The organism is Streptomyces actinomycinicus, from assembly GCF_016741775.1.
In the GTDB taxonomy this organism is placed as follows: domain Bacteria; phylum Actinomycetota; class Actinomycetes; order Streptomycetales; family Streptomycetaceae; genus Streptomyces; species Streptomyces actinomycinicus.
The window spans coordinates 179,321-205,158 of the sequence record NZ_JAERRK010000011.1; the positions used below are offsets into that span (position 1 = coordinate 179,321).

The 25,838-nt window shown below is 73.8% G+C and carries 21 protein-coding genes; 6 read left to right on the top strand and 15 right to left on the bottom strand.

The annotated features are described in order from the left end of the window. Window positions 1–70 precede the first annotated feature (70 nt). On the bottom strand, window positions 71–1,054 hold the full coding sequence (locus JK359_RS22270; protein WP_201838325.1) for an aldo/keto reductase: 984 nt from the start codon (window positions 1,052–1,054) through the stop codon (window positions 71–73). A 99-nt stretch (window positions 1,055–1,153) separates the two neighbouring features. Here JK359_RS22270 and JK359_RS22275 point away from each other — a divergent pair, with 99 nt between their 5' ends. Further along, the gene (locus JK359_RS22275) at window positions 1,154–1,741 is read left to right on the top strand and encodes a TetR/AcrR family transcriptional regulator (protein ID WP_201838328.1); all 588 of its coding nucleotides are present in this window, start codon (window positions 1,154–1,156) and stop codon (window positions 1,739–1,741) included. Between the two features lie 9 nt (window positions 1,742–1,750). Here JK359_RS22275 and JK359_RS22280 read toward each other — a convergent pair whose 3' ends face one another. The 9 genes from JK359_RS22280 to JK359_RS22320 all read right to left on the bottom strand — a co-directional run bounded on the left by JK359_RS22280 (window position 1,751) and on the right by JK359_RS22320 (window position 10,825). Then, complete coding sequence (locus tag JK359_RS22280) at window positions 1,751–2,455, bottom strand: DUF2238 domain-containing protein (protein WP_236678266.1); 705 nt, start codon at window positions 2,453–2,455, stop codon at window positions 1,751–1,753. A 39-nt stretch (window positions 2,456–2,494) separates the two neighbouring features. After that, window positions 2,495–2,920, bottom strand: a complete 426-nt coding sequence (locus tag JK359_RS22285; RefSeq protein ID WP_201838330.1) for an SsgA family sporulation/cell division regulator — start codon at window positions 2,918–2,920, stop codon at window positions 2,495–2,497. 125 nt (window positions 2,921–3,045) lie between these two features. After that, window positions 3,046–4,017: an LLM class F420-dependent oxidoreductase gene (locus tag JK359_RS22290; protein WP_201838332.1), complete on the bottom strand. Its 972-nt coding sequence runs from the start codon at window positions 4,015–4,017 to the stop codon at window positions 3,046–3,048. Window positions 4,018–4,095: 78 nt separating this feature from the next. Then, window positions 4,096–5,694: a serine/threonine-protein kinase gene (locus tag JK359_RS22295; RefSeq protein WP_201838340.1), complete on the bottom strand. Its 1,599-nt coding sequence runs from the start codon at window positions 5,692–5,694 to the stop codon at window positions 4,096–4,098. Between the two features lie 215 nt (window positions 5,695–5,909). Continuing rightward, entirely contained in the window at window positions 5,910–6,869 is a 960-nt protein-coding gene (locus JK359_RS22300; protein WP_201838342.1) for a threonine/serine dehydratase family protein, read from the bottom strand. Between the two features lie 296 nt (window positions 6,870–7,165). Next, window positions 7,166–8,191 carry a polyprenyl synthetase family protein gene (locus JK359_RS22305; RefSeq protein WP_201838344.1) on the bottom strand — a complete coding sequence of 342 codons (1,026 nt, stop codon included), beginning with the start codon at window positions 8,189–8,191 and terminating at the stop codon, window positions 7,166–7,168. Further along, window positions 8,188–9,228 (bottom strand): tetratricopeptide repeat protein, encoded by a 1,041-nt coding sequence (locus JK359_RS22310; protein ID WP_201838346.1) that lies wholly within the window; start codon window positions 9,226–9,228, stop codon window positions 8,188–8,190. The genes JK359_RS22305 and JK359_RS22310 overlap by 4 nt, the downstream gene beginning before the upstream one ends. A gap of 177 nt (window positions 9,229–9,405) precedes the next feature. Then, window positions 9,406–10,083 carry an AIM24 family protein gene (locus JK359_RS22315; protein WP_201838348.1) on the bottom strand — a complete coding sequence of 226 codons (678 nt, stop codon included), beginning with the start codon at window positions 10,081–10,083 and terminating at the stop codon, window positions 9,406–9,408. Window positions 10,084–10,186: 103 nt separating this feature from the next. Further along, window positions 10,187–10,825: a TetR/AcrR family transcriptional regulator gene (locus tag JK359_RS22320; RefSeq protein ID WP_201838349.1), complete on the bottom strand. Its 639-nt coding sequence runs from the start codon at window positions 10,823–10,825 to the stop codon at window positions 10,187–10,189. A gap of 89 nt (window positions 10,826–10,914) precedes the next feature. Here JK359_RS22320 and JK359_RS22325 point away from each other — a divergent pair, with 89 nt between their 5' ends. Together JK359_RS22325 and JK359_RS22330 are read left to right on the top strand one after the other, a co-directional pair. Continuing rightward, complete coding sequence (locus tag JK359_RS22325; protein WP_201838351.1) at window positions 10,915–11,613, top strand: LmeA family phospholipid-binding protein; 699 nt, start codon at window positions 10,915–10,917, stop codon at window positions 11,611–11,613. A gap of 152 nt (window positions 11,614–11,765) precedes the next feature. Further along, a complete protein-coding gene (locus tag JK359_RS22330; RefSeq protein ID WP_201838352.1) occupies window positions 11,766–14,042 on the top strand; it encodes an MMPL family transporter in 2,277 nt (758 codons plus the stop codon). Window positions 14,043–14,169: 127 nt separating this feature from the next. Here the strand turns inward: JK359_RS22330 and JK359_RS22335 are convergent, their stop codons facing one another. Further along, complete coding sequence (locus JK359_RS22335; RefSeq protein ID WP_201838354.1) at window positions 14,170–15,348, bottom strand: serine hydrolase domain-containing protein; 1,179 nt, start codon at window positions 15,346–15,348, stop codon at window positions 14,170–14,172. A 333-nt stretch (window positions 15,349–15,681) separates the two neighbouring features. Here JK359_RS22335 and JK359_RS22340 point away from each other — a divergent pair, with 333 nt between their 5' ends. From JK359_RS22340 to JK359_RS22350, 3 genes are all read left to right on the top strand, one after another. Next, on the top strand, window positions 15,682–17,442 hold the full coding sequence (locus JK359_RS22340; RefSeq protein ID WP_307788233.1) for a M4 family metallopeptidase: 1,761 nt from the start codon (window positions 15,682–15,684) through the stop codon (window positions 17,440–17,442). Window positions 17,443–17,557: 115 nt separating this feature from the next. Next, a complete protein-coding gene (locus JK359_RS22345; protein ID WP_201838358.1) occupies window positions 17,558–17,983 on the top strand; it encodes a hypothetical protein in 426 nt (141 codons plus the stop codon). Next, window positions 17,980–19,242: an SGNH/GDSL hydrolase family protein gene (locus JK359_RS22350; protein ID WP_372445457.1), complete on the top strand. Its 1,263-nt coding sequence runs from the start codon at window positions 17,980–17,982 to the stop codon at window positions 19,240–19,242. The genes JK359_RS22345 and JK359_RS22350 overlap by 4 nt, the downstream gene beginning before the upstream one ends. 16 nt (window positions 19,243–19,258) lie before the next feature. Here the strand turns inward: JK359_RS22350 and JK359_RS22355 are convergent, their stop codons facing one another. From JK359_RS22355 to JK359_RS22370, 4 genes are all read right to left on the bottom strand, one after another. Then, window positions 19,259–22,219 (bottom strand): helix-turn-helix transcriptional regulator, encoded by a 2,961-nt coding sequence (locus JK359_RS22355; protein WP_201838360.1) that lies wholly within the window; start codon window positions 22,217–22,219, stop codon window positions 19,259–19,261. 90 nt (window positions 22,220–22,309) lie between these two features. Next, entirely contained in the window at window positions 22,310–22,660 is a 351-nt protein-coding gene (locus tag JK359_RS22360) for a UBP-type zinc finger domain-containing protein (protein ID WP_201838362.1), read from the bottom strand. Further along, window positions 22,657–24,108, bottom strand: coding sequence for an ATP-binding protein (locus JK359_RS22365; protein ID WP_201838364.1), 1,452 nt, complete (start codon window positions 24,106–24,108; stop codon window positions 22,657–22,659). Before JK359_RS22365 ends, JK359_RS22360 begins: the two co-directional genes overlap by 4 nt. Next, window positions 24,105–25,781, bottom strand: a complete 1,677-nt coding sequence (locus tag JK359_RS22370) for an NAD(P)/FAD-dependent oxidoreductase (protein ID WP_201838369.1) — start codon at window positions 25,779–25,781, stop codon at window positions 24,105–24,107. Before JK359_RS22370 ends, JK359_RS22365 begins: the two co-directional genes overlap by 4 nt. Window positions 25,782–25,838 lie beyond the last annotated feature (57 nt).

A 25,838-nucleotide genomic window follows, 5' to 3' on the forward strand; every position in this document is an offset into this window, starting at 1 on the left:
ACGAAGGTCTCCGGGACCGCCCACAGGCGCGCCGCGTCGTCGTTGGTCCAGGGCGTCCGCAGTCCGCTTCTCAGCCGTCGAGCGTGCCCATCAGCTCGGGCGTGTAGCGGTCGCCGGTGACCACGCCGTGCGGGGCGACCGCTTCGATCGCGGCGATGTCGGCGTCGGTCAGGGTCGTCCCGGTCGCGCCGATGTTCTCCTCGAGGTAACGGCGGCGCTTGGTGCCCGGGATGGCGATCGCGCCCTGGTGCCGGACCCAGGCGAGTGCCAGCTGCGAGGGGGTGACGCCCTTGCCGGAGGCGATGCGCCGGACCTCGCGGACGACGTCGAGGTTGCGGTCGAAGTTCTGGCCCTGGAAGCGCGGGTCGGTCCGGCGCCAGTCGTCCGCGGCGAAGTCGTCGGGGCTGGTGATCGCACCGGACAGGAAGCCGCGGCCCAGCGGCGAGTACGCCACCAGCCCGATGCCCAGCTCCTTCAGGGTGTCGCGCACCCCGTTGTGCTCGATGCCCCGCTCGAACAGCGAGTACTCGGTCTGGACCGCGGTCAGCGGGTGGACGGCGTGGGCCCGGCGGATGGTCCGGGCGGACGCCTCGCACACGCCGATGTGGCGGATCTTGCCCTCGGTGACAAGTTGGGCCAGGGCACCGACGGTCTCCTCGACCGGCACCGCGGGGTCGATGCGGTGCAGGTAGTACAGGTCGACGTGGTCGGTGCCCAGGTGCCGCAGCGAGCGGTCGAGGGCCCGGCGGACGTACTCGGGCCGGCCGTTCAGCCCGACCGCCCGGCCGTCATCGGTGATCTCGACGCCAGTCTTGGTGGCGAGCACGGCGGCCTCCCGGCGCCCGGCCAGTGCCTTGCCGACGAGCCGCTCGTTGGCGAAGGGGCCGTAGCTCTCCGCGGTGTCCAGCAGGGTGACGCCCAGCTCCAGCGCCCGGTCGATGGTGGCCAGTGACTCGGTCTCGTCGGTGGCTCCGTAGAAGGCGCTCATCCCCATGCAGCCGAGGCCCTGCTCGCCGACGGTCAGGCCCTGACTGCCGAGTGCGCGGTGTTCCATAGTGGTGCTCCTGTCATAACTAACTGGATAGATACCCACCGTAGACCGTGCCCGCCGAGGACGTCAATAACCAGATAGTTACTTGGTAGGGTGGCCGGCATGTCACGGGACTCCAGCGCCACCAAGGCCCGGCTGCTCGACGCCGCCTTCACGGAATTCGCCGCCTACGGCATCGCCGGCGCCCGGGTCGACCGGATCGCCGAAGCGGCGGGGGCGAACAAGCGGCTGATCTACGTCTACTTCGGCAACAAGGAGCAGTTGTTCGACGAGGTGCTGCGGCGGGCCATGACCGAAGGGGCGGAGTCCGTGCCCTTCGACGTCGACGACCTGCCCGGATACGCCGGGCGGATCTTCGATCACCTGGTCGCCCGGCCGGATCTCATGCGGCTGCGGCTGTGGAAACTGCTGGAGCGCCCCTCCGCCACCGGAGGGGAGGGCGAGGCGCTCCGGCGCAAGATCGCCGCGGTGGCCGAGGCGCAGCGAAACGGCGGGCTCACCGGGGAGATGGAACCCGACGATCTGCTCAGCATGGTCCTCGCGGCGGCCCAGGCGTGGTTCTGGGCCGCCGAGGGCTCCGATCCGGGAGAGGCAGGCCGGTCCTGGCCGGCCGAGCGGCTGGCCGCGCACCGCTCGGCGGTCGTCGAGGCCGCCCGCCGGATGTGCGAGCCGAAGGCCGGCCGCGACTGAGCGGCCGTGTCACTCCGTCCCGGAGGGCGACGGACGGCCCGGCAGGGACCGCAACTGGCGGTCGTGCACCCGGCTGAGCAGCAGCACCGACAGCACGGCGCCGATCAGCGCGCAGAACATGTCCCACTGGGTGTCCCACACATCGCCCTGGGTGGCCAGGAACGCGTCCGCGCCGTGCCCGCCGATCTCGGCCGCCAGCCACTCCAGCAGCTCGAAGCAGGCGCTGAAGGCCAGGCACGCGCACACCGTGAGCGGCGCCAGCCAGCGGCTGCCGCGCAACGGCGAGGTACGGCTGAGCAGTTCGCGGACCAGCACGGCCGGGACGAAGCCCTGCATCAGATGCCCGAAGCGGTCGTACGGATTGCGGTCCAGGCCGAAGGTGTCGCGCACCCAGTCGCCCAGCGGGACCTGCGCATAGGTGTAGTGTCCGCCGACCGCGAGGACCAGCGCGTGCACGGTGAGCAGCCCGCACAGCAGCCCCGTCAGCGGGAAGCGCCGCCACAGCAGCACCACGAGGGGCAGACCGGCCAGCGCCCACACGGTCTCCAGGAACCAGGTGGTGCGGTCGTGCACCCCCCATGCCGACACGGCCAGCCCGACGGCCGCCACCACGGCGAACAGGGCGGGCGGCACGCGGCGCGGGGCCGGGAGCAGGGTGGGGTGGACTGCGGTCACGGCGGGGCTCCTTGACTCAGGACGTCGAAGTGCCCCCATCGTGGCGGCGGGCCACGGCCGCGGCATGAGTACGGCTACTCAGCCCGTGGAGAGGATCTCCTCGAGCAGGGCGTCCACCGGGACCCGTTCCGCACCCGGCGGAACGATCCGGTGGGTCTCGCGCAGGAACGCGGCGACCGCGTCAGCCCACGCGAACACCACTGCGTGGTGCCTGCCGCCGTCCGGCCGTACGTCCCCGAAGAACTCCAGGCGCAGCTCCTGCCAGAGGCCGGTGGTGGACGGCCGCAGCCGTACGTCACCGGCACCGACCGGACCCACCAGGCCGTCCGAGAGCATCTCCCGGTCCAGCCGCCAGCAGGCCAGCACGCGGCCGTCGTGGGCGAAGACGGCGGTGACGGCGAACGGGTCGTCGGCGTCGTAGCCGAGGTGCGCCAGCACCGGGCACCGGCCGGTGCCCGGAGCGAGCAGCTCCACCACCAGGGTCTTGTGCACGAACGAGTTCACGCGGGGGCCTCCGGGGACGAACGGTGTAGAGCCCTCTAGTACCCCGGCAGCGCACGGAATGCTCACCCGTGCGACTGATTCCCGCCGTCACCGTCTTCACGGGCCCCGCGCAGGGCGGCACGGCCTCAGCCGAACGCCTCCCGCAGTGCCGGCAGCAGGGTCTTCGCCGACCAGTCCAGGTACTCCGGCTGCGCATCGCCACCGATCTGGACCAGGGCGATCTCCCCGAACCCGGCCTCGGCATAGGGCCGTACGGCCTCCACGAAGGCATCCGGGTCGTCGCCGCACGGGATGGCGGACGCGACGTCGTCCTCGGTCACGAACTGGGTCGCGGCCTCGAAGGAGTCGGGGTGCGGCAGTTCGGCGTTCACCTTCCAGCCCAGCCCGAACCAGCGGAACTGGGAGTGGGCGCGCTTGATCGCCGTGTCCCGGTCGTGGTCGTAGCACACCGGCAGCTGGCCGACCCGGGGCTTGCCGCTGCCGCCGTGCCGGTCGAAGGCCTCCAGCAGCCCGGCCTTCGGCTCGGTCGCGATGACCAGGTCCGCGAGATGACCGGCGAGCTTGCAGGACTGTTCGCCGGAGACGGCGATGCCGATCGGCGGTGCCGTCTGAGGCAGGTCCCACAGACGGGCCGACTCCACGTCGTAGTGCTGTCCGTGGTGGGTGACATGGCCGCCCTCGAACAGGGCCCGGATGATCTGCACCGCCTCTTCCAGCATCTCGTGGCGCACGTCCACCGGAGGCCAGCCGCCGCCCACCACGTGCTCGTTGAGGTTCTCTCCGGCGCCCAGGCCGAGCCGGAACCTGCCCTCGGACAGCAACTGCACCGTCGCCGCCTTCTGTGCCACGATCGCCGGGTGGTAGCGCAGGATCGGGCAGGTGACGTAGGTCATCAGCGGGATCCGCGAGGTGGCCTGGGCGGCCGCGCCCAGCACGCTCCACGCGTACGAGGAGTGCCCCTGGGAGCGCAGCCACGGAAAGTAGTGGTCGGAGATCACCGAGAAGTCGAATCCGGCCTCCTCCGCCCGCACCAGGTGGTCCACCAGGTCACGGGGGCCGGTCTGCTCCGTCATCATCGTGTATCCGATTTGCACCATAAACTGCGAGTCCCCGGCCCTGCGGCGGGAAAACGGGCGGGATCCCGCGGTGCACGGAACGTCCGACCAGGGCTCCGGTCAGTTCCGCGGCGCACGGAACGTCTGCAGGAACGTCTTCAGTGCCTGCCGGTTGGCCGCGTCGTCCCAGGTCCCGGCCGGGGTGGTGAAGCGCAGCGAGAAGCCCTGCCGGCCGCCCAGCAGGAAGCCCCGCCCGAAGGTGTGCACCCGCTCGTCCCCGGACCCGGCGAGCCACTCCAGGTCGGCCGCCGCGCGGCCCTGGTAGGTGGTGGCCCGGATGCTGCCGAGGCGGCGGTAGCCGGGCAGCTGCGCCAGACCGGGCTCGACGTCGTCCCGCCAGACGGCGACCGGGTCGGGCCCGACGCGCTCGCTGTAGGTGACGGCGAGGGTGGGGGAGTCGTCGTCCCGGCCGAAGGTGACCCGGTAGGCGAGGTCGGTGACCCGGGAGGTGGCCAGCCGCTTCCAGCCGTCGGGCAGTGCCACCGCGAAACCCTCGGGAGCCGTGTACGGGCGGTAGCCGGCCGGCAGGGAGGGGGAGGCCGGAGCGGTCGGGGCGGCCGTAGCCGTGGGTGTGGGTGTGGGCGTGCGTGTGGGTGTGGGTCCGCCGTCGGTGTGCCGGCCGGACGGGGCGGCGGGGACGCCGGCCCGGGGCGGTGCCGCGGCCGTGCCGGTGCCCGGCAGCGCGCCGGTCCCGGCCAGCACGGCGGCGGCGACGGCGATCACGGCCACCGCGGTGCCGGCGGCCAGGACGCGCCCGCTCGGCCCGTGTCCGGCGTGGCGCACACCCCGGTACGCGCCGCGCAGCCGGGGCTCGGGCGCCGGCTGCCGGTCCGCGTCGGCGTCCTCGCTCAGTGCCCGGGTCAGGGCCTCGCGGACCACCGGCCGGGTCAGCCGCTCCCGCCCGTTCTTGCGCAGCAGCCCCTGTACGGCCTGACCGAGCGGGCCCGCGCGCAGGGGGGTGCGCAGCGGCAGCCGGTCCACGGCCCTCAGGGTGGCGTCGGGCCGGCCGCGGTCCCGGAACGGCGGCCGGCCCTCGACCATGGTGTAGAGCAGCGCGCCCAGCGCCCACAGGTCGGCGGCCGGGCCGATGCGTTCGTCACGGGCCTGCTCCGGCGAGGCGTAGGACGGTGCCGTGAGACGTGGGACCAGTGTCGCGCCCGCCAGCCCGAACCCGGTGACGACGACCGGTCCGTCCTCGCGGACGAAGACCTGGCCGGGGCTCAGTTCGCCGTGGGTGATGCCCTCGTCGTGCGCGGCCTGCAGCACGTCGAGCAGTTCCAGGCCGAGCCGGGCCGCCCGGACCGGGTTGAAGGAGCCCTCGCGGGCCAGGAGTTCGCCGAGCGGCGTGCCGTCGATCCACTCGGTGACCGTCCACAGGGTGCCCGACTCGACCACGGCGTCCACGACCGCGGCGACCCGGCCCGGGCACAGCAGCCGCATGGTCTCCGAGGTGCGGACGACGCGGGCCGTGACACGGCGCGCGGTGTCCGCGGCGGCCGGCTCCGGCAGGGCCGTCTGGGCGACCAGGCGTGGCTGTTCGGCGGTCACGTCCTCGGCGTACCACCACAGGCGGTTCGTCTCGCGGGCGAAGACCTCCAGCAGCCGGTACCTCCCGGCGACCAATTCGTGTGCGGAGACGTGCGTCCTGGCCATGGTCATCCCTCGCTGACACCCCTGCCTCGTGTTTCCCAGAGGTACGGGGGGCGCGCCCGGGTGCGTTCAAAGAATTCTCGACCAGGGGACCGGAAAGGCCTTTCAATCCGCCCCTCGAAAGGGCTTGCGAGTTAGGGATGGTCGCACCGGTCGCCTGTTCGACCTGTCTGTTACCGAGGGTAATTCGCCGGTGCGGCCGACGCGCCGGTGCGGCCGGGGGCTCACAGGAGGGAGAAGCGCCGGGCCCACCCGGTGAGTTCGGCGGGTGCCGTGTTGCCCCCGCACACCACGAGTCCGATCCGGGCGCCGTCACCGGCCCGCGCCGCCACCTGCCGGGCGGCCGGCAGCAGACAGCCCGCGGCGGGCTCCGCCCACACCTTGGCGCGCTCGGCCAGTTCCAGACAGCCCTGCACCGCATCCCGGTCCGGCACCACCAGCACCTCCTCGACGAGCGCCGACACGTGCTCGTACGTCAGCCGGGACACCGAGGGCGCGCTGAGCGTGGTCACCAGCGACGACAGCGGCACCGGCACCGGGCCGCCCGCCTTCAGCGCCGCGGACATCGCCTCGGCGCCCTCGGTCTCCACGCCCCAGACCCGCACCCCGGGCCGCCGGGCGCGCAGGGCCGCGGCGACCCCGGCGATCAGCCCGCCGCCGCCGATGCTCACGACGACGTCCGTCAGCTCGTCCGCGTCCTCGGCCAACTCCAGCCCCACGGTGCCCTGTCCGGCGATGACGACCGGGTCGTCGAACGGGTGGACCAGCGTCAGTCCCTCGTCCCGCAACTGCGTCACCAGGCGGAACGCGCTGTCCATGCCGTCGGTCAGCCGTACCGACGCCCCGGCGTCCCCGGCGAGTGCCAGGGACCGTGCCGGCGCGGTACGCGGCATCACCACGGTCGCCTTCACGTCGAGGGCCGCCGCCATCACCGCGAGCGCGATCCCGTGGTTGCCGCCGCTCACCGCGACCACACCCGCCGCCCGCTCGGCCTCGCTCAGCGACAGCAGCTTCGCCGTGGCCCCGCGGGCCTTGAACGAGCCGGTGCGCTGGAGCAGTTCGAGCTTGGCGGTGACCGGGACGCCGAGCAGTTCGGTGAGGCCGGGGCTCGCCACCGTGGGGGTCCGTACGACGTGTCCGGCGATCCGCCCCGCGGCGGCTTCGATGTCCGAGATGCCGATCAAGGTGCTTCACCCTTCCCGGCGCGGATCGGGAACCGCGCCGATCGCACCTTGACCCGGCAGGACGTCGCCGGTCAACGCCGTTTCGCAGCCCGCCGGCAGCCCGCGGCCGACGGGCGAGGCCCCCCGGGGCGGTGGCAGGCGCGGCCGACGGGGGAGCCCTCGGGGCGGTGGCAGGCGCGGCCGACCGGGGAGGCCGCCCGGCGCGGCCGGAGCCCGCGGCCGGCCGGGAGACCGGTGGCCGGTCCGGTCGGCCGGGCCGGCTGCGGCGCGCGGCCGGCCGGTGGCCCCTCGCCCGGCTACAGCTCGCGGCCGACCAAGAGGTCCAGCAGCTCGGCCAGGTCGCCCGGTGCCCGGCCGGCCAAGGGGGTGCCGGCGAGCAGGGTCCGGGCGGCGGTCGTGTGGGCGCGGGCCTCGGCCAGTGCCGCGGCCCGGCCCCCGGCGGCCTCGATCAGCGCGGCGGCCTCCTGCGCACGCCCGGGCGAGCCGAGCAGCGCAGGCAGGTGCCGGGCCGTCGGGGAGTCCAGTGCGGCCAGCACCGGGAACGTCTTCTTCCGCTCCCGCAGATCGCCGCCCACGGGCTTGCCGGTGACGTCCGGATCTCCCCACACGCCCAGCACGTCGTCCACCAGCTGGAAGGCGACCCCCAGGTGGCGCCCGACCCGGTCCAGGGCGGCGACCGTGCCCGGGGGAGCCCCGCCGAGCGCGGCACCCAGCGCGAGGGCGCAGCCGAGCAGCGCGCCGGTCTTGGCCTCCGCCATCACCCGGTACTCCGGCGCCGTCACGCGCTCGGGACCGGTCCACGGCCGGGTGGCGAACAGCAGGTCGTCGGCCTGCCCGCGCACCAGGTCCGCGAGGGCGGCCGTGAGCAGCCGCAGTGCGCCGGACGCCTCGGGCGCGGCGGCGACGGTGTCCACGGCCAGCGCGAACAGCGCGTCGCCGGCGAGTACGGCCGGACCCGTGCCGTACGCCTGCCACACGGCGGGCCGGCGGCGCCGCGTCGGGTCGCCGTCCATGATGTCGTCGTGCAGCAGCGAGAAGGCGTGCACCAGTTCCACCGCGACCGCGGCGGGGATGCCGGCCCGGCCGTCCGCCCCCGCCGCTTCTGCGCCGAGCACCGCCAGCGCCTGCCGTACGCCCTTGCCGCCGGGCGTGTCGGCGGGAGCCCCGCCGACCTCGCACCAGCCGAAGGAGTACGCGGCCATCTCGGCCACCCACGGGTGCAGCCGCCCGACCGCCTCCTCCAGCGCGGGCCGCACCAGCCGCCGGCAGCGGGTGAGGAGCTGCTGCGCCGACTCCTGCACCGGCGAGGTGAGCGCGGTCACCGTACGACCTCCGCCTCGAGGCCGAATTCCTGCCGGGCCCGGGTCACCATCTCCCGGGCGTGCCGCAGGCCGCTGCGCTCCAGCGTCCGGGCCAGGTCGGCGAGTTCGGCGGCGGTCTCGGCGCGGTCGCGGCCGAGGCGGGCCAGGGACTTGGCGAGACCGAGCCGGGAGAGTGCCTCACCGCGCGGTTCGCTCATCGTCCGGAACTCCGCCAGCGCCAGCTCGTACCGCTCCCGCGCCTCGGCGTACCGCCCGGCCCGGTAGAGGACGTTGCCCTGCATCTTGTGGTTGTAGGCGAGGGCGCTGGACAGGTTCATCTCCCGGCAGGTGGTCTCCGCCTGGTGCAGCAGGTCCAGCGCGCGCTCGGTGGCGCCGTCGCGCACGGAGAGGACGTCCGCCAGTCCGCGCAGTGCCCACGCGTGCCCGCGCCGGTCCTCGGCCCGCGCGGATATCTCCGCCGCCTCCTCGAACAGCGCGTACGCCCGGTCGTACGCGCCGGTGTTGCGGTGCATCTGGGCGATGCCCTCCAGCGCCCACACGGTGTGCCGGGCCTCCCCGCGCCGGCGGGCCTCGGCCAGCAGTTGCTCGTGCAGCCGGCCGACCGCTTCGTAGTCGCCCTGGATCCGGCCCGTCTCCGCGAGGCCGGCCAGTGAGTAGCCGCGGACCACCACGTCCCCGCCGCGCTCGCCGAGTTCGGCCGCGAGGCCCAGCAGCCGCCAGGCCAGCGGGAACGCTCCGCGCTGCCGGGCCAGGGTGCCGCCGCTCCACAGCGCCCAGGCCATGGCCGCCGTGTCCCCGGCCTCCCGCGCGGCGCGGTAACTCGCCTTCCAGGCCCGGTCGGCGTCCCGCACCTGGCCGAGCCGCCGGTGCGCCTCGGCGACGGCGAGCCCGCAGCGCGCCGCCTCGCCGGGGCGTCCCGCACGCTGGGCCGCGTGCAGTTGCTCGGTGCCCTCGGCCAGCACGTCGACCAGCGAGGAGTTCACGGACAGGGTGGTCAGGGTGCCCTGGTACTCCGGGGCGAAAGCCTTGCCGTACATGCGTACCCTTCTATACACGGAGTGTATACATGTCGTGTATAGCGTCTCGGAAACACGCCCCGGCCCGAGGGGCCGGGGCTCGGTCTGTTGTCGATCAAGACGCCGGTACGCCGGAGGGGGTTGCCCGCGCGGCACGGATCACTTGTGAAGGTTCGGTGCCGCGGTGTCCGGCGGGATTCAGTGCTGCTGCGGCTTCTGGGGCGTCAGTTCGCTCGGCCGCACCACGACGTAGCCCTCGCCCTGGAGCATCAGCTGCACCGCCTCGCCGGAGCCGCCGCGCAGCATCGAGCCGATGGACTGCGAGCGGTGCAGCGAGGTCTGCAGGTGCGCGGTCCAGCCCACCACCGCGTCCGTGTCGACGTAGACCGGCGCCTGCGCGGACACCGGGATGACCAGCGGGTTGCCCTCGCAGACCAGGCCCAGCATGCCATGCCCCGCGAACACGCTGTTGAACAGGCCGCCGCCGGCGATGCCCGAGCCCTTCACCGTCTTGATCTCGTACGACAGCGAGGCGTCGAAACACAGGACGTTGCGGCCGTTGACGGTGAACTGGTCACCGGGTTCGACCTCCACGATGAAGCAGTTCTGCGCCTCGTGCGCGAACCAGGCCTCGCCCTGTCCGCGCACCGCCATGAGGGGCAGCCCCTCGCCGGTGACCGCACGCTTGAGCATGCCGCCGACGCCCTGCCCCTTGCGCTCGAACCTGAGGTCGCCGCGGTAGGCCACCATGGCGCCCTGCCGTGCGTACATCTCGCCGCTCACCGCGTACTTGATGCACTTGGCGTTCTCGACGGACATGCCCGGCTGCGCGGCGGCCTGCACCATGTGCCGGCTGGAAAAGAGATCACCCTTCATGGGGGCATGGTGGCCCGGAGGATCGCATTCCGCCAAGATCGCGGACGGTACCGGTTCGGCCACCGAAGAGCCGTGGCCGGAGCCGGAGTCCGGGGGAGGGGCGTCACGCTCCGCCGCTGCGCAGGACGGCGAAGGCCTCGTGCAGCAGGCGCCCGAACTCCTCGACGGCGAGCGGATCGGCCGGCCCGCCGTCGCGGGTCGTGAACACGATCAGGGCGCTGCGCACGGCGGCGACGGACGAGCGGGAGAGTACGGAGGCGCGCAGGGCGCGTGCCCGGGCCGGCTCGTCCGGGGACTGGCGGGCGAGCCGGCCCTCGAGGGCTTCGGCGATGCCGTCCTCGAAGGCGGTGAGCACGCCGGTGCCCCGCGTGCCGGTGGCCAGGGTGCGGGGCGGGGCTCCGACGAACAGGATGCCCAGGCCGCCGTCGAGACGCGCGGCGGCGGCGATCAGGCCGTTCAGCACGGCGGTGTAGGGAGGCTCGGCTGCCGGGCGCCCGGCGACCTCCTCGACGAGCAGCGGCACGAAGTCCAGGACCTCGGCGAAGACCAGGTCCTCCTTGGACGGGAAATAGCGGAAGAAGGTGCGTTCGGTCACGCCGGCGGCGGCGGCGATGTCCCGGACCGTCGTCTCCTGGTACCCGCGTTCCGCGAACATGCGGGTGGCCGTGCGGAGCAAGCTCCGGCGTGTGGCGGCCTTCTTGAGGTCCCGCCTGCCCATCTCCCGCACGTCCCGCTCCTGCACGCCTTCATCCTGACATGCCGGCCGGGTGGTTCCGTCCGCCGGCACCCCGGGAAAGTGTCAGCCCTGACACTTCGGGTATCGTGTCAGTCATGACACTTTTCGGGTCGCCGCCCTCCTGGCTGCGCGCGCGTCGGCGTACGACGGTCGTCCTGACCGTCGTCCTCACCCTCGCCGCCGCCCTCACCGGCACGGCCGAAGTGACGGTCCGGGACCGCATCGCCGACCGCATCGCGGCCGCCGCCGGGAAGCGGCTCGGCACCACACCGGACGTCGGCCTCGGCAGCACGCCCGCGCTCTGGCAACTGGCCCGGGGCACGCTCCCCGACGTCGAGCTGACCGCCGACGGGGTGGCCACCCGGCACATGACCGGCCTCGCCGTCGACGCCCACCTGCACCAGGTGCGCCGGAGCGGGAAGGGCGGCACGGTCGGCTCGTCCGCCGTGACCGTCGACGCCGACGCCGCCTCCCTGGCCGGCACCGGCGGGAGCGGCGTGGTCGTCCCCGACCCGGCACACGGACGACTCGTCGTCCACCTGGGCCGCTCGGGTGCCCTGACCGTTCCCGTGACGCCCACCCTGCACGGCCGGACGATCCGCCTCGTCCCCGGCCGGCCCGCGTTCGACGGCAGCCCCCTCCCGGGCGCCCTGGCCCAAGAGGTCACCGCGAGGGCCGCCCGCACGATCCCCCTGACCGACCTCCCCCTGGAACTCCGGCCGCGCCGGCTCACCGTCACCGACACCGGGCTGCGCCTCACCCTGAGCGGCGGCCACGCCGCCGTCTCCGTCTGACCTCGGCCCCGCGCCGCCGTCTGCTCCCGGCCCGGTGCCCGAGCGGCAGCCGCGCCGCCGTCCGCGCCCGACCCCGGCCCCTCCCCGCCGGCGGGCCCTGCCCCGAACGTGCCGCTCAGCCCCGCCAGTTCCTCCCAAGGAGCACGTGTCCCATGCCATCCCTCCTCCACCGGCTCGGCCGGGCCGCCTTCCGGCACCGCAGGGCGGTGCTCGCCGCCTGGCTGCTGGTGCTGACCGCCCTGGTCACCTGCGTCGTCACCGTCGGCGGCGAGACCGACGACGAGTTCACGGTCCCCGGCTCACCGGCCCAGACCGCGATGGACGCCCTGCGGACCGAGCTGCCCCCGGCGGCCGGCACCAGCGCCCAGATCGTCTTCGTCGCTCCCGCCGGCCACGAGATCACCGAGCCGCGGTACGCCCAGGCCGTCGCCGCCACCATGGCGCGGGCGGGCAAGGCCCCGCAGGTGGTCTCCGTCACCGACCCGGTGCACAGCAAGGCCATATCGGCGGACCGCACGACCGCACTGGGCCAGGTCCGCTACCAGGTCACCCGTGCCGGCCTGCACGACGACAGCCTCACCGCGCTGGAGCGCACCACCCGGGACGCCGCGGACACCGGGCTCACCGTCGAGGTCGGCGGCCCCGCGTACGGCAGCGGCAAGACCACCGGCCACACCAAGGAACTGACGGGAGCCACCGTCGCACTCGTCGTGCTCACCGTCACCTTCGGCTCGCTGTTCGCGGCCGGCCTGCCCCTGCTGACGGCGATCAGCGGCGTGGCCGTCACGCTGCTCGGCCTGTCGGCGCTGACCGGCGTCCTCACCGTCTCCAGCACCGCACCCTCGCTGGCCTCCATGCTGGGCCTCGCGGTCGGCATCGACTACGCCCTGTTCATCCTCTCCCGGCACCGCTCCCAACTGGCCGCGGGCATGGCCGTCGAGGAGTCGGCGGCGCGGGCCACCGCCACGGCGGGCAGCGCGGTCGTCTTCGCGGGCCTCACGGTGATCATCGCGCTGTGCGGGCTGGCCGTCGTACGCATCCCGTTCCTGACCGTGATGGGCCTGGCCGGTGCCGCCGCCGTCCTGGTCGCCGTCTGCGCCTCCACCACACTGCTGCCGGCCGTGCTGGGCTTCGCCGGTGAGCGGCTGCGCCCGAAGCCGGGCTCACGTGCCGCCCGACGCGAACAGGCGGCGCACGGCACCGGACCCGCCGGGCGCCGGCCGATGGGCGAACGCTGGGGCCGGGCCGCGATCCGCCGCCCGCTCCTCACCCTCGCCGCGGTCCTCGTCGGTCTGCTGGTCGTCGCGCTGCCCGCCCGTGATCTGCGGCTCGCCCTGCCCGACAACGGCTCGGCCGCGGCGGGCAGCAGCCCCCGGCAGGCGTACGACCTGGTCGCCGGCAAGTTCGGCCCCGGCTTCAACGGCCCACTGCTCCTGCGCGCCGACACCTCCCGCGCCCGCGACCCGCGGCAGGCCACGGCCACCCTGGCCGGCGACCTGAAGGCCACCGACGGCGTCGCCGCGGTCGGCGAACCGCAGTTCGCCCAGGGCGGGGACGTGGCCGTCATCCAGGTGGTGCCCACGACCGGCCCGACGGACGACAGGACGGAGGACCTCGTCGCGCACCTCCGCAGCGAGGCGGACGGCTGGCAGAAGCGGACCGGGGCCGAGGTCTCGGTGACCGGCACGACGGCCGTGAACATCGACGTGTCCGACCGGCTCGCGGACTCGCTGGCCCCCTTCGCCCTCGTCGTCGTCGGGCTCTCGCTGCTGCTGTTGCTGCTGGTGTTCCGTTCGGTGGTCGTGCCGCTGAAGGCCGGCCTGGGCTTCCTGCTCTCGGTCGCCGCCACCTTCGGCGCGGTCGTGGCCGTCTTCCAGTGGGGGTGGCTCGCGGACCTGGTCGGGGCCGAGGGGACTGGGCCGGTAGTCAGCATCCTGCCCATCCTCGTGATGGCCGTCCTGTTCGGACTCGCCATGGACTACGAGGTGTTCATGGTCAGCCGCATGCACGAGGCGTACGCCCACGGCGCCGCGCCGCGGGACGCCGTCCTGGCCGGGTCCCGGCACGCGTCCCGCGTGGTCACCGCCGCCGCGCTCATCATGTCGGTGGTGTTCGCCGGTTTCGTTCCCGGCGGCAGTGCCATGCTCAAGCCGATCGCCTTCGCCCTCGCCGTCGGTGTCCTCATCGACGCCTTCCTGGTCCGCATGACGCTCGTGCCGGCCGTGCTGGCCCTCGTCGGACGGGCGGGCTGGTGGCTGCCGCAGTGGCTGGACCGGCTGCTGCCCGACCTCGACCTCGAGGGCGAACGGCTCGCGGCGCGGCTCCCCGACGAGGACACCGGCCCGCAGCCCTCCGGTGCCGCGGTCGCGGCCGGCGGACCCGCCCGGGAGGACCGGCGCCGGGCACCCGCCCGGGAGGACCGGCGCTGAGCACTCGCCCGGGCGGACCGCCGCTCAGCGCCCGCCCGGGCGGACCAGCGCTCAGCGTCCGCCCGGGCAGACCGGCGCTCAGCGTCCGCCGGCCGGGCCGGTGCCGAGCGCCGACCCGGCCGGGCCGCTACCCCTGCTCCCGGCCCGTCCTGCTCTCCGGCTTTCCGCAGAACGCCGATTCCAGGGCCCCCGCCAGCGTGTCGAGCACCTTGCCGTTGTTCGACGTGTTCGCCACGGCCGTGAGACTGCGGCCGCCGTCCTTCGTCGCGAAGGCGTACGTGTAGTAGCCCTGCACGGCCCCCGTGTGCCCGTACACCGAGATGCCGCAGGACAGGTCGCGGCGCCGCAGCCCGAGCCCGTACGCCGTCGTGCCGTTCACCTTGACGAACTGCTCCATGTCGGCGAGCCGCGGGGCGGACAGCAGCCTGCCGCCGAGCAGGGCGCCGTAGAAGGCGTCGAGGTCCCGTGCACTGGAGATGATGGCCCCCGCGCTCTGCGCCCAGGACACCGTCTGCGTGGTCGCGTCGACCAGCGGGGCGCCCGCCTTGTCCGGAGTGAGGTAGCCGCGGGCGTATCGTCCAGGAATGGCGGTGTCCGGGTGAACGTAGAATGTGTCGTTCAGTTTCAGCGGTGCGAAAATGCGGTTCTGGTACGCGGTCTTCACGGACTGTCCGGTGAGCTTCTCGATGAGCAGGCCGGCGACGACGAAGTTCGTGTTGGAGTACGAATAGGCCGCGCCCGGCGTGTTGGTGCGGGGCTTCTTCAGTGAGAGGGCGACCAGTTGGCGGTAGGTGAAGACCTTCTTGCGGACCGCCTCGAACCCGGACACGCTGTCGGCGAACATGTCCTCCGTGTAGTCGTACAGGCCGCTGCGGTGGCTCAGCAGATGGCGGACCGTGATGCGGTCGTCGGGCAGCAGCCCGGGCAGGTAGCGGTTGACCGGCGCGTCGAGGGCGAGTTTGTGCTCGTCGACGAGCTGGAGCAGGACGACGGCCGAGAAGGTCTTGGTGACACTGCCCACCCGGAACCGGTCGTCGGTCGAGACGACCCGCTGGGTGCCGCGGTCGGCAACGCCCTGTGCGACCCGGTACGTCCGGCCGTGGTCGTCGATCCGTGCCAGCGCCCCCGGTGCGCCCTGGGCCACCGTCGAGCGCAGCACAGCGGCCAGGCCCGCGGTGTCGGGCGCCGGAAGAGCCGCTGCGGCCGGGCCGTTCGGTGCCCCGGTCGCGGCCTGCGCCGGAATCGCGAGGAGCGACAGCGCGACCGCTCCGAGGACCGCTCCCCGCCCCACCGTTGCTGAGACCATCCCCTACCCACTCCCATCGGTACGGTTCCTGATGCGATATCGGTCACATTCCGCCCTGGGAACCTAGAGGATTGAGGCAACGTCTCCACAGCCGACACACAGTTGGTGCTCCTGTGATCACTCTGTGGCGGCCATTCGTAAAGGATTGCCATAGAAGTTCGCGAAATGGATCATTCCGTCTTTACGCGCACATGACTGATCCGCAAGGGTTACCCCGGGGCCGGAACAGCCCCCATGGTGCTCAACTGCGCCATGCCTCAAGGTGGTTGGCGACCCCGGCCGCCGATGAACGAAGGAACCCTGATCAGATTGCGTAGACCGCACATACGTACCGTGGCCGTTGCCGTCGCGGTGGCGACGGCTGCCACGGGCCTGGCCGGCACGGCCTTCGCGGCTCCTTCCACCAGCGCGGAGCGGTCCGCCGCCTCCGCCGCCTCGAACGCCACGGCGGTGGTGGAGGCTGCGCGCACCGCGGCCTTCGCCCACGCCTCGGCGACCGGCGTCTCGAAGGGCGATGCACTGCACGCCCAGGACGTCATGATCGACCCCGAGGGCGCCCGCCACGTCCGCTTCGTCCGCACCCACGACGGCCTGCCGGTCCTCGGTGGCGACCTGATCGTCCACCTCGACGGCAAGCTCTCGTACACGGGCGTGACCCGTGCGGCCGCCCACGCCGTCAAGCCGGCCGCCGCCAAGGCCAAGCTGACCGCGGAGCAGGCCGCCGCCAAGGCCGCCCGGGCGGCCAAGGGCGACGCGCGCAGCGCCCAGCTCGTGCTGGACGCCCGCGGTGGCGCCTCCGCCCTCGCCTACCAGGTGTCCGTCGCCGACAAGGACGGCTCCCACACCGTCGTCGTCGACGCGATCTCCGGCAAGGTGCGCAGCAACACGCCCGACCAGGACGAGTTCCTGTCGCCGAAGCTGCTCGACACCCTGCGCGAGCGCGGTGAGAGCGCCGACCCCGCCACCGGTGCCGGCTCCACCGCCGCCACCTCGGGCCTGGTCGGCTCCCGCTCCACCGGCGCCGCGGCCTACCCGTCGGCCGCCAAGGGCACCGGCAAGACCCTCTTCGTGGGCACCGTCGGTCTGACCACCACGCAGACCTCGCGCGGCCACTACCAGCTCAAGGACCCGAACCGGTACGGCACCGAGACGCGGGACGCCAAGGGCTCGTACACGGAGAAGTTCAGCTCCGGCTCGAAGTTCACCAACACGTCCAACGTGTGGGGCAACGGCAAGACCACCAGCCGGGTCAGCGCCGCGGCCGACGCCCAGTACGGCATCACGAAGACGCTCGACTTCTACAAGAGCACCTTCAAGCGCAAGGGCATCGCCAACAACAGCAAGCCCGCGCAGGCGATGGTCCACTGGGGCAACAAGGTCGCCAACGCGTTCTGGGACCCCACCTGCAACTGCATGCTGTACGGCGACGGCGACGGCCAGATGTTCAAGAAGCCGCTCGTCGTTCTCGACGTCACCGGTCACGAGCTGACCCACGGCGTGGTCGAGGCGACCGCCAACCTGCAGCCGACCTTCGTCGACTCCGACGGCAACCAGTACGGCGAGCCGGGCTCGCTGAACGAGTCGCTCGCGGACATCTTCGGCTCGAACGTCGAGTTCTACGCCAAGAACTCGAAGGACACCGCGGACTACCTGGTCGGTGAGAAGCTGGGCCTCGCGCAGAAGTTCCTGCGCCGCCTGGACCACCCGTCGCTCGACAAGCTCGAGGGCACCATCGACTACTGGTCGGCGGACACCTACTACACCGAGGTGCACGCCGGTTCCGGTGTCTCTTCGCACGCCTACTACCTCCTCGCCGAGGGCAGCGGCAAGAAGACGATCAACGGCGTCAACTACAACTCGCCGACGTACCACAACGTCACGGTCAAGGGCATCGGCCGCACCAAGGCGACCGCCATCTACTACCGTGCGCTGACCCGTTACATGGTCTCCACGACCGACTTCCACCAGGCGCGCACCGCGACCCTGAAGGCGGCCAAGGACCTGTACGGCTCGAACAGCACCGAGTACAAGACGGTCGACAAGTCGTGGGCCGCGGTGAACGTCACCGCCGCCAACACGCCGCGCGCCCACTGACGGACGCCGGCAGACACCAGCACCACCGGATGCCCCGCCTCGCGCGGGGCATCCGCATGTCCGGGCGCCCGCGAACCGCCGGGACGCCGGCGGCCGCACCACCGCCGAAGGGCGTTTGAAGAACCCCGAGAAGGCGTACCAGCTCATCGTGAACAACCTGCGCCCCTCGACCGACAGCGGCGATCGCGCCGCCCCCGGCCTGTCCGGCAGCCACGAGGCCGAGCAGGGCCGCGGCATCTTCCGGATCGACGCCGGCTCCGGCACCCCGGCCGTCGTTCCCGCGGTGCCGCTCCACTCCCGGCCGGAGCACCTGGAACCGCTCCCGGCCTTCCCGGACGCCCGGGCCGCCTCCGGTTCGCCGACCGGGGCCGGGGCCCGCGGCGGCTTCCCCGCCGACCTGCACCGGCGGGCCGGAAAGCCCGCCGAGGTGCGGATCCGCAGCGTGGGCGGCACCATGACCTCCGTGGGATACGCAGGTACGTCCCGGACGGTCCCCGTGAAACCCGGCGGGGCCGTCACGCTCCGGGACCTCGACCGGTGACCGGCCGGCTCGGGCGCGGCTGCCGCGCCGCAGCGGCCCTGCTCACCGCGGTCGCCTGCCAGCCCGGGCCGCCCGCCCGGGCGGCCACGCCGCCCGACCCGGCGCCGCGGGGCACCGCTCGCGCAGCAACCCTGCCCGGCTCGGCGACCCGGGCCACCGGGGTCGTCACCTGGGCGGCCAGCGCCGACCGCATGGGCGAGGGCACGGCCGGCCGGGGCTACCGGCTCGTCGTCCGCACCAGCCTCGGCGGGAGCGACCTGCGGGTCCGCTTCACGAACGCCTTCGGCGACCGGCCGCTGACCCTGGACGGCGTCCACGCCGGACTGCGCAGCCAGGGCGCCGCCCTGCGGCCGGGCACCAACCGGCCGCTCACCTTCGGCGGCGCCCGCACGGTCACCGTCCCGGCCGGCGCCGTCGCCTGGAGCGACCCGCTGCCCGGCCGGATACCCGCCGGCACCGACCTCGTCATCAGCCTGCACACCCCGGACGCGGCCGGTCCGGCCACCGGGCACTGGATGGCGATGCAGACGTCGTACACCGGCCGGGGCGCCCACACCGCCGAGGAGAGCGGCGCCAACTGGGCGCAGACGACCAGCTCCTGGTGGTACATCGACTCCGTCGCCGTGCGGGCCGACCACGCGGTACCCGGGGCCGTGGTCGCGCTCGGCGACTCCATCACCGACGGCTGGCAGTCCACCACCGACCTGAACCGCCGCTGGACCGACTACCTCGCCCGCCGCCTCGGCACGGCCGGCACGGCCGTCCGGGGCGTGGCCAACGAGGGCATCTCGGGCAACAAGATCCTCGCGGACGGAGCCGGGCAGGCCGCCCTGCAGCGGCTGGACCGGGACGTCCTCGCCCAGCCCGGCGTGCGGACCGTGTTCCTCTTCGAGGGTGTCAACGACCTCAAGGCGCACACCGGGGTCACCGCGGCCGATCTCATCGCCGGTTACCTGCAGATAGCCCGGCGGACCCACGCGGCGGGCAGGTGCGTGGTCGCCGCCACCGTCGGCCCGTTCAAGGGCTGGTCCGAGTGGGACCCGGCCGCCGAGGCCGTACGGCAGGAGGTGAACCGGTTCCTGCGCAGCAGCGCCGAGATCGACGCCGTCACCGACTTCGACCGCATCCTGCGCAGCCCCCACGACCCCGAGCGCATCCAGCCGTTCTTCGACGGCGGCGACCACCTGCACCCCAACGACAAGGGAATGCAGGCCCTGGCCGACGCCGTCGATCCGGACCGCCTGGACTGTGCCCGCTGAACGGGCCCCGGCCGGGTCACCCCGACCCGGCCGGCTCCGGTGTGATCAGCCCCCGGCGGTAGGCGACCGCCACCGCCTCCGTACGGCTCGCGGCGCCCAGCTTGGCCAGGATGTTGGAGACGTGCACGCTCGCCGTCTTCCCGGAGATGAACAGCTCCTCGCCGATCTGCCGGTTGCTGCGGCCCCGCGCCAGCAGCCTCAGCACGTCCTGTTCCCGCGCGGTCAGCGGCGCCTCGTCCGCGCCGGCCGGCCCGGCCCCGAGGCGCGCCCGGCGGGTCAGCGCGTCGATCCGCTCCAGCAGCGGCGCCGCGCCCAGCGCGGCCGCCGTCTCCCGGGCCAGCCGCGCCTGCTCCGCCGCCTCCGCCCGGCGGTCCACGGCCAGCAGGGCCTGCGCATACCGCAGCCGGCACCGCGCCTGCTCGTGGACATCGCCGTACCCGAACGCGGCGACCGTCCTCTCCCAGGCCGCCGGGTCCGGCCCGGACCGGGCCGTCGCCCACTCCGCCTCGGCGCGGGCCAGCCACGCCCGACCCTCCGGGCCCTGCGCAAGGACCTCCTCGTCCTGCCCGGCCGTCGCCCGTGCCAGGTCCACCAGCTCGGCCCCGAGGCCGGCCCAGCGGACCGCCTCCGCCTCCCCGTCGGCGCGGCGCCGCAGCTCCACGGCCCGGTCGGCGACCGCGGTCAGACAGAGCGCGGCCAGCCGCACCGCCACGCCCGGACGCCGCGTGGTGCCGTCACCCAGGGCCGCGACCGTCGTCCGCAACCGCTCGACCGCCGCCGCCGGATCGCCGTCCCGCACGGCCGCGTCGGTGAGGACGATGCCCGCGACGAGCGCCCCCATCCAGTCGAACGGCCCCTCCAGCAGCGCCCGGGCCCGGTCCACGGCGGTCTCGTCACCGCGGGCGTGGGCCACGTACAGGGCGGGGCTCGTCGCGTAGGCGCCGCCCTGCGCGGGCAGCCCGGGTGCCGCCTCGGCCGCGGCCCGCACACACTCGTCCCAGCGGCCCAGCGTGTACAGCACGAGCAGCTGGAGGTAGCGCAGCTCGAGCGGGTACGCCGAGGACAGCAGGCCGGCCCGGCGGGCCCCGTCGAGCCCGTCCTCCAGCAGCGGCAGGCACTCCGCGAGGTCGCCGGCTTCGAAGGTGCCGATCGCCAGGTTGAACAGCGCGCGCATCTCCACGGGCGCGTTCCCCGCGGTGCGGGCCAGCTCCCTCGCCTGCCGCAGCCGCTCCCGGCCCCCCGGGGAACGGCGGCCACCGGCCTCGGTCACCGCCAGCGAGATCAGCAGATCGGCCCGGGCGGCGGTCACGCCCAGCTCCTCGGCGACCTGCAGCGCCCGGCGGCCGATGCGCAGCGCGGTCTCGTCCTCGCCGACCTGCCGGGCAGCCGCGACATGGGTGGCCGCCGCCCACACCCACGTGCGCGACGGCGGTTCGGCCGGGATCATCGCCAGTGCCTCGCTGCTGTACCGGAACGCCGCCGACAGGCTGTCCACGATCAGCAGGTTCCCGGCCAGCGTGTAGCGGACGCGGGCGGCCAGCTCCCCGTCGGTGTCCTCGCCGATCCCGGCGAGCGCCGCCCGGGTCAGCGAGACCGCGCGGTGGAACTCCCCGGCATGGGCCGCCGCGGCCGAGGCCCGCAGGGTCAGGGTGATCCGGTCCAGCCCCTCTCCGGCGGGCCGGTCGGCCGCCGGCACCGACGGCCACAGGTCCAGGGCGGCCTCCAGGTGCCGCAGCTCCTCGGCGGGGGCGCCCAGCCGCCGGGCGTGGCCGGCGGCCTCCAGACGAGCCGCGAGAGCCGCGGGCAGGTCGTGGCTCTCGCGGGCGTGGTGGGCGCGCTCCGCCGCCGTCTCCGCGGCCCGTCCGCGGGCCGCCAGCAGCCGGGCGTACGCACCGTGCAGCCGCGAGCGCTCACCGGGCAGCAGGTCGGCGTAGACCGCCTCGCGCGTGAGGGCGTGCCGGAAGGCGTAGGTGCCGGCGCCCCCCGGGGTGAGGAGCTGGTGCCCGACGGCTTCCCGCAGGGCCGCCTCCAGCGTGTCCTCGGGCAGCCCGGCGGCCTCGCGGAGCAGCTCGTGCTCCACGCGCCGGCCGGCCACGGCGGCGGTCCGCAGCACCTGCTGGGCGGTCTCGGACAGTTGCTCGACCCGGATGAGCAGCAGGTCGGCCAGGCCGCTGGGCACCCCGCAGGTGTCCGCGCCGGCCGCGGCCAGCAGCTCCTGCGCGTAGAACGCGTTGCCCTCCGCACGGGCCACGATGCCGTGCACGACGGCGTCGGCCAACGGGCGGTCCTCCAGGGACCGCACCAGCCGCGCGACCTCCGGGTCCGGCAGGGGACGCAGCTCCAGGCGTTCCACGGCCGGCAGCCGTACCAGCTCGGCCAGCAGCGGGCGCAGCGGGTGCCGGCGGTGCAGGTCGTCGGCGCGGTAGGAGGCGAGGACCGCGAGCCGCCGTTCCGTGCCGCCGGGCCGGTGCGGCACGCCACGGCTGAGCAGGAAGCGCAGCAGGTCCCGGGAGGACTGGTCGGCCCAGTGCAGGTCCTCCAGGACGAGCAGCAGAGGCGCCACCGCGGCCAGGTCGGCCAGCAGCCCGGCGACGTCCTCGAAGAGCCTGAGCCGCCCGTCCGGGCCGTCACCCGCGTCCGGTCCGGCGCCCAGCAGCCGGTCCGCCGCCGGGTGCGCGGCCAGGACGGCCGCGAACCGCGCGTCGGCGGCGAGCACGCCGAGGATCTCGGTGAACGGCAGGTACGGCAGGCCCACGTCCCCCAGGTCCACGCAGTGACCCGTCACCACGGTCGCCCCGGCCCGCGCCGCCCGGCCGGCCACCTCGTCCAGCAGCCGCGTCTTGCCGACGCCGGCGTCCCCGGCGATCAGCACCGCACCGGCCGCGCCGGCCCGGGCACGCTCCAGCACACCCGTGAGCCGGGCCAGTTCGTCGTCCCGGCCGATCAACGGCGCTGTGGTGAAGGCGGTCTGCGACACGGCCCCATCCTGACACGCGGCACCGCCGGCGCGTCCGCCACCACCGCCCCGGCCCGCACCCCCGGCCGGCGACCGCCCAGCGGCCTCCGTTCAGCGCAGTGTCTGCGCCCAGTTCGCCGGTACCCGGCCGGCCGGGCCCGGGGTCGGCTGGTCGGCGGGATGGGCGGCGGGTGGGGCGAGTTCGGGGCCGGAGGCGTACAGCTCCTCGGTGGCGTAGTTCCAGAACCAGTCCTCGCCCGGCTCGAAGCTGCGGATCACCGGGTGCCCGGTCTCCCGGTAGTGGGCGGTGGCGTGCTTGGCGGGGGAGTCGTCGCAGCAGCCGATGTGCCCGCACTGCGCGCACCGGCGCAGATGGAACCACCAGCCGCCCGCCTCGTCGCACTCCACGCAGCCCGGACCGCTGGGCGGCACCGACGGGTCGATCGCGTCGTCGTTGCTCATACCGTCTCCTCGTCGGGCGTCTCGGCGGTCAGGGGCAGCAGCACCTGGAACCGGGTGTCGCCGGGCACCGACTCGACCCGCAGGCTGCCGTGGTGCTTGTTCACGACGATCCGCCAGGAGATGTCCAGGCCGAGCCCGGTCCCCTCACCGACCGGTTTCGTGGTGAAGAACGGGTCGAAGATGCGGTCCTTGAATTCCGGCGGGACGCCGGGCCCGGTGTCCCTGAACTCCACCAGCAGCCGGTCGTGGTCCAGCGCCGTCCGCACGGTCAGCGTGCCCTCGCCGCCGCCGCTCTGCATGGCCGAGACGGCGTTGTCGACGAGGTTGGTCCACACCTGGTTCAGCTCCGCCGGATAGGCGGGCACCGGCGGCAGCGTACGGTCGTACTCCTTCACGACCTCGATGCCCGGCCCGATCTTCCCGGAGAGCATCAGCAGGGTGCTCTCCAGGAGTTCGTGCACGTCCACCTCGCGGTACGGCGCCCGGTCCAGCTGCGAGTACTGCTTGGCCGCGTCGACCAGGTGCGAGATGCGGGTGGTGGAGTCCTCGATCTCGTTCATCAGCAGTTCGGTCTCGACGGTGTAGTTGAGCCAGCCGACGGCGCCCGGCAGGATCTCCCCCTCCACCGCCGCCGCGACCCGCTCCAGCCAGTCGACGTCGAGTCCGGCCTGGACGAAGGTGGGTGCCACCTGCCAGCCGTTGTCGATGCCGTGGTCCTCCAGCCAGTCGGTGAGCATGTCCTCCCGGTCGGCGGCCTCCAGCGGGCTGAGCACGGGGGCCTTCGCCACCCGCTCCGCGGTGCGCTCCTGGATCTCGATCAGATTCGCCAGACAGTCACGGGAGAAGGAGCCCTCGGCGATGATGCCGAGCTTGCGGCGCATCTTCGCGACCCGCTCGCGCAGCGTCGCGGTGGCCCGGACGGCAGCCGCCGCGGGGTTGTTCAGCTCGTGCGTGAGCCCCGCCGACAACGAGCCCAGCGCCAGCAGCCGTTCCCGCTGCCCGATCATCGCCTGGGTGTTCTTCGCCCCGAAGAACAGACCCTCCAGCAGGTGCACGGCCATCGGGAACCACTCGCGCATGACGTCCGCGAAGAGGTCCGCCGGCAGCACGAAGAACCGGGTCGGCTCCGTGACCCGCATCGAGTTGGTGTACACCTGCCGCACCCGGTCCCCCAGGTAGGCCTGCATCGACCCCGCGTACACCCCGGGCTGCGAGGTCCGGGTGACCTCCACGTCGTCCCCGCCGACCCGGCGGTACAGCACGACCGTGCCCTCGATCATCACGAAGAAGCAGGTGGCGGGGTCACCCTCGGTGTACACCGGGCCGGGCTCGAACCGCTCCACCCGGCCCTGGCTGCACAGCCGGCCCAGCTGTTCGGGGCTCAGTTTCTCGAAGAGGAACAGCGAGCTGATCTCCTGCGGGCTGCACGGCACGACCTGCCCGCTCACGACTGCTCCAGGTACCGGTGGACGAGCATCACGGCCATGGCTCCCTCTCCGACGGCGGACGCGACGCGTTTGGCGGACTCGGCGCGCGCGTCGCCCGCCACGAACACGCCGGGAATGCTGGTCTCCAGGTGGTACGGCGGCCGGTCCAGCTCCCAGCCCGCCGGCGGCCGGCCGTCGGCGGTCAGATCGGGCCCGGCCAGGATGAAGCCGCGCGGGTCGCGCAGCACGGTGTCACCGAGCCAGTCGGTCAGCGGGGCGGCGCCGATGAACACGAACACCCACTCGGCGTCGACGCTTTCGGTCTCCCCGGTCGCCAGATCACGCAGCGTCAGCCGCTCCAGCCGCTCGCTGCCGTGCGCGGCGTCGACCACCGTCCGGCTGCGCACCGAGATGTTGGGAGCGTCGTTGATCTGCTGGATCAGGTAGTACGACATCGACGCCGCCACATCGGCCCCGCGCACCAGCAGGGTCACCGACTTGGCGAACCGCGACAGGTACATGGCCGCCTGGCCGGCCGAGTTGGCGCCGCCGACGATGTACACGTCGTGGCCCTGGCAGGCGGTCGCCTCGGTCAGCGCCGAACCGTAGAACACCCCGCAGCCGGTCAGATCGGCGCAGCCCCGTGCTTCCAGCTGCCGGTACTGCACGCCCGTCGCCAGGATGATGCTGTGCGCCCCGATCGCCGAGCCGTCGGCGAACCGTACGATGCGGGCCGCTCCGTTGATCTCCAGCCCGGTCACCTCGCGCGCGGTCAGGATCTCGGCGCCGAACTTCGCGGCCTGGCGCCGCGCCCGGTCGGTGAGCTGGGCACCGGAGACGCCGTCCGGGAAGCCGAGGTAGTTCTCGATCCGGGAGCTCTGCCCGGCCTGTCCGCCGGTCGCCGACCGCTCCACCAGGACGGTCCTGAGCCCCTCCGAGGCCCCGTACACGGCCGCGCCCAGTCCGGCCGGGCCGCCACCGATCACGATCAGGTCGTAGAAGTCGGCCGTCGGCATGGTCGCCAGGCCCACCCGCGCGGCCAGCTCCGGCGCCTCCGGCTCCACCAGCACCGAACCGTCCGGGGTGATCACCAGCGGCAGCCGCTGCCCGTCCTGTCCGGCCGCGGTCAGCAGCCGCTGCCCCTCCGGCTCCTCCACCGAGTACCAGCGGTAGGGCACCTGGTTGCGGGCCAGGAACTCCCGTACGTCCGACGACCGCGACGACCAGCGGTGGCCCACCACCTTGGTGCTGGGCACCGGCTTGTAGGCGCCGCTGCGCCAGGCCTCCAGCAGGTCGTCCAGCACCGGATAGAGCTTCTCCTCCGGCGGGTCCCAGGGCTTGAGCAGATAGTGGTCGAGGTCGACGACGTTGATCGCGTCGATGGCCGCGTTGGTGTCCGCGTACGCGGTGAGCAGCACCCGCCGGGCCCCCGGATACACGTCGAGCGCCTGCTCCAGGAACTCGATGCCGTTCATCTGCGGCATCCGGTAGTCCGCCAGGACCACCGCCACCAGGTCGCCGCGCAGCTTCAGCTCGCGCAGCGCCTCCAGCGCGGACTCCCCGGACTCCGCGCGCACGATCCGGTACGACTCGCCGTAGCGCCGCCTGAGATCGCGGGCGACGGCACGGGATACCCCCGGATCGTCGTCCACGGTCAGGATGACGGTCCGCGCGGTCTCGCCGGCCTGTGCCATACGTCTCCCACCCCGGGCGTCGGTCCCGCCGGCCGGTGTCGTGGGGACCACCGCACC